The sequence below is a fragment of the Kitasatospora sp. NPDC058218 genome, from assembly GCF_042882445.1.
Classification (GTDB): domain Bacteria; phylum Actinomycetota; class Actinomycetes; order Streptomycetales; family Streptomycetaceae; genus Kitasatospora.
In genome coordinates this window covers 23,856-33,164 of sequence record NZ_JBHVWC010000092.1, presented here as the reverse complement: position 1 = coordinate 33,164, position 9,309 = coordinate 23,856, and the positions used below count along the sequence as shown (strand labels likewise).

Sequence of the window (9,309 nt, the reverse complement as noted above, 5' to 3'; positions counted from 1 at the left end):
GCGGGGGGGGGCGCCCCGGCCCGCCCCGCCGCCGGGGCCCCGGCGGCCCGGGGGCAGGCCCGCCCCCCCCCCCCGGGGGACGGGCCCGGACCACTCGGTCCGGGCCTTCCCCCGTGGCGTCGGCCGCCCTCGGCCCTCAGCCCTCGGCCCTCAGCCCTCGGCCCGGCCGCACGGAGTCCTCCGCGCGGCCGGGCTGCCGGTCAGGGCGTGTAGTGCGAGGCGTCGTCACCCTCCAGCACCTGGCTGGGCTCGCCCGTCACACCCACCGGGACGTCACCGGCGACGGTGACGCGGTGCAGGCGGCGCGGCAGGTCGTCGTAGTCGTCCGGCGCGTAGTGCTGGGTGGCGCGGTTGTCGAACAGCACCACGTCCCCCAGCTCCCAGCGCCAGCGGACCACGTTCTCGGGCCGGGTCACGTACGCCTGCAGGCTGCGCAGCAGGTCGTGGGACTCGGCGGTCGGCAGGCCGACGACCGACTGCGCGAAGCCGCCGATGAACAGCCCACGCTCACCGCTCTCCGGGTGCACCCGTACCACCGGGTGGACGGTGCGGTACTTGCGGGCGGTGAAGACCCGGCGGCGCTCCTGGTCCGCGGCGTCCAGCTCCTTTCCCTGCGCGTAGTCGTAGTCGTTGGTGTGCACGGCCCAGAGCCGGTCGGCGAACTCGCGCAGCTGCTCCGGAAGGTCCCGGTACGCGGCCTGGGTGTTGGCGATCAGCGTGTTGCCGCCGTACGGCGGGACGATCAGGCTGCGCAGGGTGCTGGCCTTCGGAGGCGTACGGACGAAGGTCACGTCGGTGTGCCAGTGGTTGGCCCGGCCGCCGTCCTCGCTGTCCACCGCCAGGACGTTCGGCTGGCCGTCGAGCGCGGGGACGGTCGGGTGCGCGGTGGTGAGGGTGCCGAAGTTGGCGGCGAAGCGGGTCTGGCCGTCGTCGTCCAGCTGCTGGGCGCGGAAGAAGAGCGCCTTGTGCTCCACCAACGCGGCGTTGAGCTTCTCGACGGTCTCCGCGTCGAGTGCGGCGGCGGTGTCGACGCCGAGGATCTCGGCGCCGATCCGGCCGCCGATCTTGCGGATCTCGAAGGTGCTGGTCATGGGGATCTCCTTCGGACGGTGGGTACGGTACGGACGGTCAGGAGGTGATGGGGGCGGCCGAAGCGGCCGGCCCCAGGGCCGGGCCGATCGCGCGCAGCGCGCCCGGGGTCCGGCCCCGGCCCCAGCCGATCTGCGCGCGGTAGCTGCCGAGCAGCCCGGCCTCGGCCAGCCGCCGCTCGTCGCGGACGGCCGGGTCCTGCGGCTGCGGGTGGGTGTACGGGGCGACGAACAGCGCGTCGACCGGGCAGTTGGCTTCGCACTGGAAGCAGGTCTGGCAGTCGTCCTGCCGCGCGATCGACGGGATGCCGTCGGTGCCCCGCTCGAAGACGTCGGTCGGGCAGACCTTGATGCACTTGTCGCAGGCGATGCAGCGTTCCGGGGAGACGAGTTCGATCATGCGGTGACCTCCGTGGTGGCGCGGGGCAGCGGGCGGGTCCAGACCTCGTCCAGGCCGCCGGTGGCGATCCGGTGGTGCTGCGCCGGATCCTGGTCGGGGTGGTCGAGCCGGCGGGCCATCCCCCGGGATTCGGTACGGGCGAGCGCCGAGCGGTACATCCAGCGGGCGTTCGCGGCGAGCGCCGCCGCCTGCCGGGCCCGGATCGCGTCCGCACCCGTGGCCCGCAGCCCGGCCCGCAGCCGCGCCCAGGCGTCGTCGAGCACGGTGAGCGCCCCGGTGAGGCCGTCCCCGTGCCGGAGGTAGTTCTTGTCGTACGGAAGCACTTCGCGCTGGACGGTGGTGACGATCTCGCGGGCGTCCCCGCCGGGCGTCCCGGTGGGGCGCAGCCCGGCCCGGCCGGCCGGGGCGAGCGTACGACGATGGGCACCGGGCCCGAGCGCACGCGCGTACCCGGCGGCGCCTCGCCCGGCCCAGGTGCCCGAGGACATCGCCCAGGCCGCGTTGTGGCTGCCGCCGCCGGTGAAGCCCCCGCAGATCTCCTCACGGGTGGCGGCGTCCCCGGCGGCGTACAGGCCGGGGACGGTGGTGCGGCAGTCGTCGCCCGCGATCCGGATGCCGCCGGTGCCGCGCACGGTGCCCTCGGCGAGCAGGGTGACGGCGAACCGGTCGGTGAACGGGTCGATGCCCAGCCGGTCGAAGGTCAGGAAGAAGTTGGGCTGGGCCAGGCGCATCGCGCGTCGGGCCGCTTCGTCGGCGCGGTCCAGCAGGCAGTACACCTTGTTCCCCGCCAGCAGTGAACGGGCGATCACCGAACGGCCGCCCTGGCTGGCCGCGCCCTCCAACGGGGCGCCGTCCGCCGTGGTGAAACTGGCGTACGAGTAGAAGGCGGTCTTGGTCACCGAGGTGTGCTCCGGCGCGATGCCGTAGGCGTTGGAGAACTCCATCCCCGAGAGCTCGGCGCCGACTTCGGCCGCGTACAGGGCGCCGTCGCCGGTGTTGGTGTTGGTGCCGAGTGCCTTGCTGAGGAACGCGCAGCCCCCGGTGGCGAGCACCACGGCGCCCGCCCGCACCAGGAAGGGGTGCCCGGCCTGCCGGCGGTGGCCCGCAGCACCGGCGACCGAACCGTCGGCGGCGGTGAGCAGTTCGGTGACGGGGCTGTGGTCGAGGATGCGGACACCCGCCCGCCGCACCCGGATCCGCATCCGGCGCATGTACTCGGGGCCTTGCAGACCGTTCCGCAGCTGGCGGCCGTCCGGACCGGTCGGGAAGGGATAACTCCCGCTGTCCGCCAGCTCGTTCATGTTGGCGTAGGTCTGGTCGAGGACCCTGGCCATCCAGCGACGGTCGGCCAGGTATCCGCCGAGCGCCTCCCGGCTCGCCATCGCCGCCTCGCGCCGCACCGGCTCCGGGTCGACGTACCAGACGCCGGTGCCGCCTGCCGCCGTCGAGCCGCTCGTCCCGCAGTACCCCTTGTCGGCCAGGACGACGTCCGCGCCCGCGCGGGCCGCGTCCAGCGCCGCCCAGGTGGCCGCCGGGCCGCCGCCGACCACCAGGACGTCGGCCGTGAACTCCTGTCGTGTACTCATGTCAGGCCTCTCAACCGCCCAGCGGGGCGCGCCAGGCGGTGAACCGGCGCTCCAACGCGACCAGCAGCTGGTTGAAGACCAGCCCGATGACGGAGATCGTCACGATCCCCGCGTACATCTGCGGGATCGCGAAGTTGTACTGCGACGCGTTGATCAGATAGCCGAGTCCCGCCTTCGCCCCCACCATCTCGGCGGCCACCAGCACCAGGATCGACACCGCCCCGGCGAGCCGGACGCCGGTGAAGACCACCGGCACCGAGGCGGGCAGGATCACCTTCTGGAACAGCCGGGGCGCGGAGAGGTCCAGCGAGCGGGCGAGCCGGATCAGCGTCGGGTCCACACTGCGCACCGCGCTGATGGTGTTGAGCAGGATCGGCCACAGGCAGGCGTACAGCACGATCGAGATCTTGGACGTCTCGCCGATGCCGAGGATCAGTACGAACACCGGGAGCAGGGCGAGCGCCGCCGTGTTGCGGAACAGCTCCAGCAGCGGGCTGAGCAGGTTGGCCACCGGCCGGTACCAGCCGATCAGCAGGCCGAGCGGCACACCGATCACCACCGCCAGGCCGAAGCCGCTGAGCGAACGGGTCAGGCTGGCCAGCGTGTTGTCGGCCAGCTGGCCGTTCTGCAGCAGCCCGTACCAGGCGCCCAGCACCTCGCTGAACGGCGGCAGGAAGGTCGGGTCCACCAGCTCGAACCGCGGGGCGAGCTCCCAGAGCAGCAGCAGCGCGACGATCGCCACGGACTTCGTGGCGCCGCTCAGCAGTAGCCGCAGCAGACGGCGCGGCACCCTCGACCGGAGGGCCGGTGCCGGGGCCGCCGTCCCACCCGGGGTCGGCGGCGGGGTCGACGCACTGCTCGGGGCTGATACCCCGCCTGGGGCCGGTTCGACCGTAGGCCGGGGTTCGACGGGGGCCGTCCGCACGTCCACCGCCGCGCGCGGGTTCAGATCGGTGCTCATATGCGGCTGACCTCTCTCTCCAACTGCTGCGCACGGCTGACCTCGTCGTGCAGCAGGCTCCAGATCCGGTGGCGGTAGCGGGCGAACTCCGGGCTGGATCGCAGGTCGTGACCGGCCGCACGCTCACCCAGGTCGATCCGGACGACTTCCTTCACCCGGCCCGGCCGCGACGTGAGCACCGCGACGCGGCCGCCCAGGTAGACCGCCTCCTCGATGCCATGGGTGATGAACACGACGGTCTTGCCCGTCCGCTGCCAGATCCGCAGTAGTTCGTCCTGGAGCGACTCGCGGGTCTGTGCGTCGAGCGCCGCGAACGGCTCGTCCATCAACAGGACGGCCGGGTCGTACGCGAGACTGCGGGCGATCGCGACCCGCTGCTTCATACCGCCGGAGAGTTCGTGCGGGTGGCGGTCCTCGAAGCCGGTGAGACCGACCAGGTCGAGGTACTCCCGTGCCCTGGCGGCCCGTTGCCGCCTCGCCACGCCGGTGGCCTCCAGGCCGAACTCCACGTTGCCCTGGGCTGTCCGCCACGGCAGCAGTGCGTACTGCTGGAAGACGATGCTGCGGTCGATCCCCGGGCCGGTGACCGGCCGGCCGTCGAGCAGGATCTCGCCGGAGGTCGGCGCCGTCAGACCCCCGAGGAGGTCCAGCAAGGTGGATTTTCCGCAGCCGCTCGGTCCGACGACTGTCAGGAACTCGCCCTTGGCGACGTCGAGTTCGACCGAGTCGAGGGCGATGAACCCGGAGGGCGGGCGGTCTCCCGCACGCCCCCGGACCGGGAACGTCTTGGTGACCTGGCGGAGGCTGATGTGATCGGTCATCGCGGGCTCAGCTCCCGGCGGTGGGAGTGGGCGAGGCGGCCGAGTATCCGTTGAACTGGTTGGTGTAGAGGTCGGCCGCCTTGACCTGCCCGGCCTTGATGTCACCGTGGGCGGTCAGCCAGTCGATCCAGAGCTGGAAGGTCTGGTCCGTGATCCGGCCGCCGGGCTCGGCGACACCGAAGGACTTCCAGTACTGGAGCGCCGCGACGTCCTCGTTGCGGCCACGGCGCTTGATGATGTCCGTGCTGCGGGCGATCACCTCCTCGCGCGGCGTCGTCCGGGCCCACTCGATCGCCTTCGCGACCCCCGTGACGAAGACCCTCGACGTGGTCGGGTTCTGCTTGAGGAACCTGTCGGTCAGCACGTACGTGCCGGCGCTGAAGGCGCCCAGCAGGTCGAAGTCGCTGAACAGCGGCCTGATCCCGCCCGCCGCCAGCGCCTTGTCCCGCAGGACGCCGCCCAGCGAGGCGACCTCGATCTGCTTCTGGCGCAGCGCCTGCTCGGTGTTGACCGGGGGCACGACGATCCGCTCGACCCGGCGCAACTCCGATGCGGCGAAGCCGTTGCGCTGGAGGTAGGTGTCCAGCACCGCCTCGACGTGGGCGCCGAGCGTGTTCATCCCGACCTTCTTGCCGACCAGGTCCCGGGCGGAGCGGATCGGGCTGTCCTCCAGCACGTAGTAGCCGTTGTAGGAGGCGGCGTCGACGCCGTAGTAGCTGATCGCCGCCTTCACCGGCGCCCCGGCCGCGATCAGCTTGACGACGGCGCCGTTGAACGCCCCGCCGAAGTCCGTCTGCCCGGTCGCCGCCGACTGGATGTCCTGCGGGCCGCTGATCGTGTTACCCACCCACTCCAGCTTCACGTCGCCGAAGTAGCCGAGATCCTCGGCGAGTTCGGGCAACGTCACCTGCCCAACCCAGCCCTGGTAGCGGAGCTTCTTCGTCTCGGCGCCGCCGGCCGCCGTCGCTCGGCCGCAGGCGGCCGCCGCCGCCGCGACCGCGGCCAGCGTGAGGAACCGGCGTCGGGAGGTGGGTGGGGGAACGGGCCATGAGGTCACGGGCATGGGGAGGTCCTTTGCGGGGTCGGCTGGGTACGCCGACGGGGACGCGCAGCAGGGCTGCGCGTCACGCGGCGAGGCGGGTGAACGGCTGGTGGTGAACAGGAGAGCACCCGGCGCACAGGGCCAGGGCGGGGCGCCTAGGGCGCGGAGGCTGCGCAGGACGGCACGGCCGGGTACGGCGACAGCCCGGAGCTGCGGCCGCGACGTCAGGGCGACCGTGCCGGTAGGGCGACCGTGCCGGTTCAGGCCGACAGGTGAGAGGAGCGCGTCAGCGCCAAGGGGCGCCGGTCAGTGGCAGACAGCACAGATGGCGCTCGCGTGTCGTCGTAGATCGACGTGCAGGCGGCCCACAAGGCGCTCGGATTGGCTCACGTCCGACAGCCTGGCAGCTGACCCGAACCAGGTCAACGAATGTTCAGCCGCCGGAAGAAACCCGCCTCGGCCGGACCGGGGGCCCCCGCAGACGCGTCTGGAGTCGCGCGGGGCGTCGCTCCCGGGGGCGGACCGGGGGTCGAGCCCGTCGCTGGCGGGCGCTCGGATGGGGAGTCCGCAGCCTCAACCGTCGGCATGTTGCGCGGGACGGGCCGCCTCGCGGTTCTGGGCCCCGCGGGCGCCTTGGTGAGCGTCGTGCGCGGCAGAGCTCGACCGCACGATCCGGTTGATCGAGGAACGACTCCTACCGGCGAAGGGCGAAATCGATCACGTACCGGCGGAACGGTCGGAGACCGAGCGCAACCTTGGAGTGCCGGCGCGCATCGGGGAACTCGACGGGCACCGCGCCGAACTGGTCGCAGTCGGAGCGGTGCCTTCCACCCGCGTCGAGTCGCTCGTTCCCGGGCGTGCCGTGCGGGCGTCGACTCCGCGCTCCGGCGGATTCTCGAACGCTGGCACGTACCGGGCACCGCACACGCGGGTCACGACCCCTACGGCGGTCACGTTCGTGCGGGCGGCCGGGTTCGCGCCCAGTACGGCGGGGGAATGCAGGCGTTGCTTCGCTCCGCGTTCCCCGCGGCGCCGGCTCGGTACTGCATCGAACGCAGGCTTGCCGAACAGTGCCCCGGTACCAGGCCTTGAGCCAGGCCTCACCCTTGCGCGCAGCCCCGAACCGATCACCCATCCCGGACGGGCCGGTGGTCCGGGATGGGTGAGTGCTCAGGTTGGCCGTGCCCCTGACGGATCACCGGCAGAGGCACGGCCGTCACGCTGTGCGGACGCCCTGCCGTAGTCAGCGGTCTTCTGCAGGACCTGCCACCCGGGCGATCCACGCCTCCACGTCGTGGGAGCTACGCGGCATCGCAGCGGACAGGTTCTCGTAGCCGTCCTCGGTCACCAGCACGTCGTCCTCGATGCGCACCCCGATGCCGCGGAACTCCGCCGGTGCCAGCAGGTCGTCCGCCTTGAAGTACAGGCCCGGCTCGACCGTGAGGACCATGCCCGGCTTCAGCTCGCCGTCCATGTAGTCCTTGCGCAGCAGCAGCTGACAGTCGTGTACGTCCATGCCCAGGTGGTGGGAGGTCCCGTGGACCATCCAGCGGCGGTGCCAGCCGCCGCGCTCCGGATCGAGGGTCTGCTCGACCGTGACTCCCTCGGGCAGCAGCCCCCACTCGTGCAGGTGGTGCGCGATGACCTCGTTCGCGGCGGCGTGGATGTCGCTGAACCTGTTGCCGGGCCTCACCGCTTGCATGCCGGCCTGCTGTGCCGCGTGGACCGCGTCGTAGATCTTGCGCTGTACGTCGGTGAAGCGGCCGCTCACCGGAAGGGTGCGGGTGATGTCGGCGGTGAACAGGGAGTCGATCTCGATCCCGGCGTCGATCAGGATCAGGTCACCCTCGCGGACCTCGCCGGTGTTCTTCGTCCAGTGGATGGTGTTGGCATGGTCGCCGGCCGCGCAGATCGACTCGTATCCGATTCCGTTGCCCTCGTGCCGCGCGTACAGGCCGAAGACGCCCTCGACCCACCGCTCGCCGCGGCCCTTGCGCACGGCCTCCGGCAGGGTGGTGATGATCGCCTCGAATCCATGGTGGGTGGCGGCGATCGCCTTGCGCATCTCGCCGATCTCCCACTCGTCCTTGACGATCCGCATCCCCGACAGTTCGCGGGCCAGTTCCTCGTCGGCCTCCTCCTGTTGCTCACTGGTGAGGGGCGTTCCCGCCTGGGCACGGGTCGTGTCGACGAACTCGGCGAGCTTCGGATCGGCCGACCGGACCACGCGCAGCCGGGAAGCGGCGTCGTCCTTTGCCAAGTCGGTCGCCAGGGAGTCGATGTGGCGGGCGGTGAGGCCGAGTTCCGACTCGATGGCGGCGATGGTCGGGCGGTAGCCGACCCAGAACTCCCCGTACCGGGAGTCGGTGTAGAAGTCCTCGGTGTCCCGGGGGGCCGGCGGGCGGAAGTACAGGACGGCATGGTGTCCGCCCTCGGGGCCGGGCTCCAGTACGAGGACGCTGTCGGGCTCCGCGTGTGCGCCGAGCCCGGACAGGTGAGCGAAGGCGGTGTGCGGCCGGAAGGCGTAGTCGGTGTCGTTGCTGCGTACCTTCAGGCCGCCGCCGGGGATGACGAGCCGCTCGCCGGGGAACCGCTGAGACAGGGCCGTCCGTCGGCGGGCCGCGTGATCGGCCACCTCGGCACGGGGCGCCGGCGGACGGTCGTCGGCCGCCCATCCGGAGGCCATGAACGCGCGGAACTCGGCGCTGACGGGAATGTCGCGGTGGCCGGCCTTGGGCTGATTCTCGCTGGTCATGTCAAACTTCCTGTCATATCCACTCGCTGTACGAATCCTTGACGAGCACTCATGTTCCCTGCGCGGGAAGGTCATCGGATGCGGCGTCCGCGTCCGGGGGTCGCCGGTCCTCCGGAGGGACGACCCCCGCACGGCAGCGCACCATGAACGACCGCTCGAAGACGATGACGGCTTCCCCCGTCGACTTCGTGCCCGTCGTCTCCACCGTGATGATCCCCTGCCCCGGCCGGGACCGGGACAGTCGTTTGTCGAGGATCCTGCTCGTCGCGTAGAGGGTGTCGCCGACGAAGACGGGGTCCTTCAGGCGGACCTTGTCCCAACCCAGGTTGGCCACCGCCCGCGCCGACAGCGCCTGCACGGTCATCCCGCCGACCAGGCACAGTGTGATGCCGCTGTTCACCAGCACCTTCCCGTACTCGGCCCCGGCACTGTAGTGCTGGTCGAAGTGGAGCGGGTGCTGGTTCATCGTCAGCAAGGTCAGCCAGGTGTTGTCGGCCTCGGAGAGGGTGCGGCCCGGCCAGTGCCGGATCACCATGCCCGGCTCGAAGTCCTCGAAGTCCCCGCCGTGTTCCTCGACGTACTCGTTGTCATTGATCTGACGCAGGGTCATCCGGGTCCACTCCGTTGATATCGCTGAAAGGGTCGGCGCGGGCGGT

The 9,309-nt window shown here is 71.6% G+C and carries 9 protein-coding genes; all 9 read right to left on the bottom strand.

Annotated elements, in window-relative coordinates:
* Positions 1-200: 200 nt before the first annotated feature.
* Entirely contained in the window at positions 201-1,091 is an 891-nt protein-coding gene (locus tag ACFVYI_RS38955; RefSeq protein ID WP_387894406.1) for a TauD/TfdA dioxygenase family protein, read from the bottom strand.
* Between the two features lie 37 nt (positions 1,092-1,128).
* Entirely contained in the window at positions 1,129-1,488 is a 360-nt protein-coding gene (locus ACFVYI_RS38950) for a ferredoxin family protein (RefSeq protein WP_387894405.1), read from the bottom strand.
* Complete coding sequence (locus ACFVYI_RS38945; protein WP_387894404.1) at positions 1,485-3,074, bottom strand: FAD-binding protein; 1,590 nt, start codon at positions 3,072-3,074, stop codon at positions 1,485-1,487. Before ACFVYI_RS38945 ends, ACFVYI_RS38950 begins: the two co-directional genes overlap by 4 nt.
* 10 nt (positions 3,075-3,084) lie before the next feature.
* Positions 3,085-3,864, bottom strand: coding sequence for an ABC transporter permease (locus ACFVYI_RS38940; protein WP_387894403.1), 780 nt, complete (start codon positions 3,862-3,864; stop codon positions 3,085-3,087).
* A 167-nt stretch (positions 3,865-4,031) separates the two neighbouring features.
* Complete coding sequence (locus tag ACFVYI_RS38935; RefSeq protein WP_387894402.1) at positions 4,032-4,856, bottom strand: ABC transporter ATP-binding protein; 825 nt, start codon at positions 4,854-4,856, stop codon at positions 4,032-4,034.
* A gap of 7 nt (positions 4,857-4,863) precedes the next feature.
* Entirely contained in the window at positions 4,864-5,919 is a 1,056-nt protein-coding gene (locus ACFVYI_RS38930; protein ID WP_387894400.1) for an ABC transporter substrate-binding protein, read from the bottom strand.
* Between the two features lie 285 nt (positions 5,920-6,204).
* Positions 6,205-6,288 carry a putative leader peptide gene (locus tag ACFVYI_RS38925; protein WP_352296006.1) on the bottom strand — a complete coding sequence of 28 codons (84 nt, stop codon included), beginning with the start codon at positions 6,286-6,288 and terminating at the stop codon, positions 6,205-6,207.
* An 853-nt stretch (positions 6,289-7,141) separates the two neighbouring features.
* Positions 7,142-8,653 carry an aminopeptidase P family protein gene (locus tag ACFVYI_RS38920; RefSeq protein WP_387894398.1) on the bottom strand — a complete coding sequence of 504 codons (1,512 nt, stop codon included), beginning with the start codon at positions 8,651-8,653 and terminating at the stop codon, positions 7,142-7,144.
* 49 nt (positions 8,654-8,702) lie between these two features.
* The gene (locus ACFVYI_RS38915) at positions 8,703-9,263 is read right to left on the bottom strand and encodes a MaoC family dehydratase (protein ID WP_387894396.1); all 561 of its coding nucleotides are present in this window, start codon (positions 9,261-9,263) and stop codon (positions 8,703-8,705) included.
* Between the last annotated feature and the right edge of the window lie 46 nt (positions 9,264-9,309).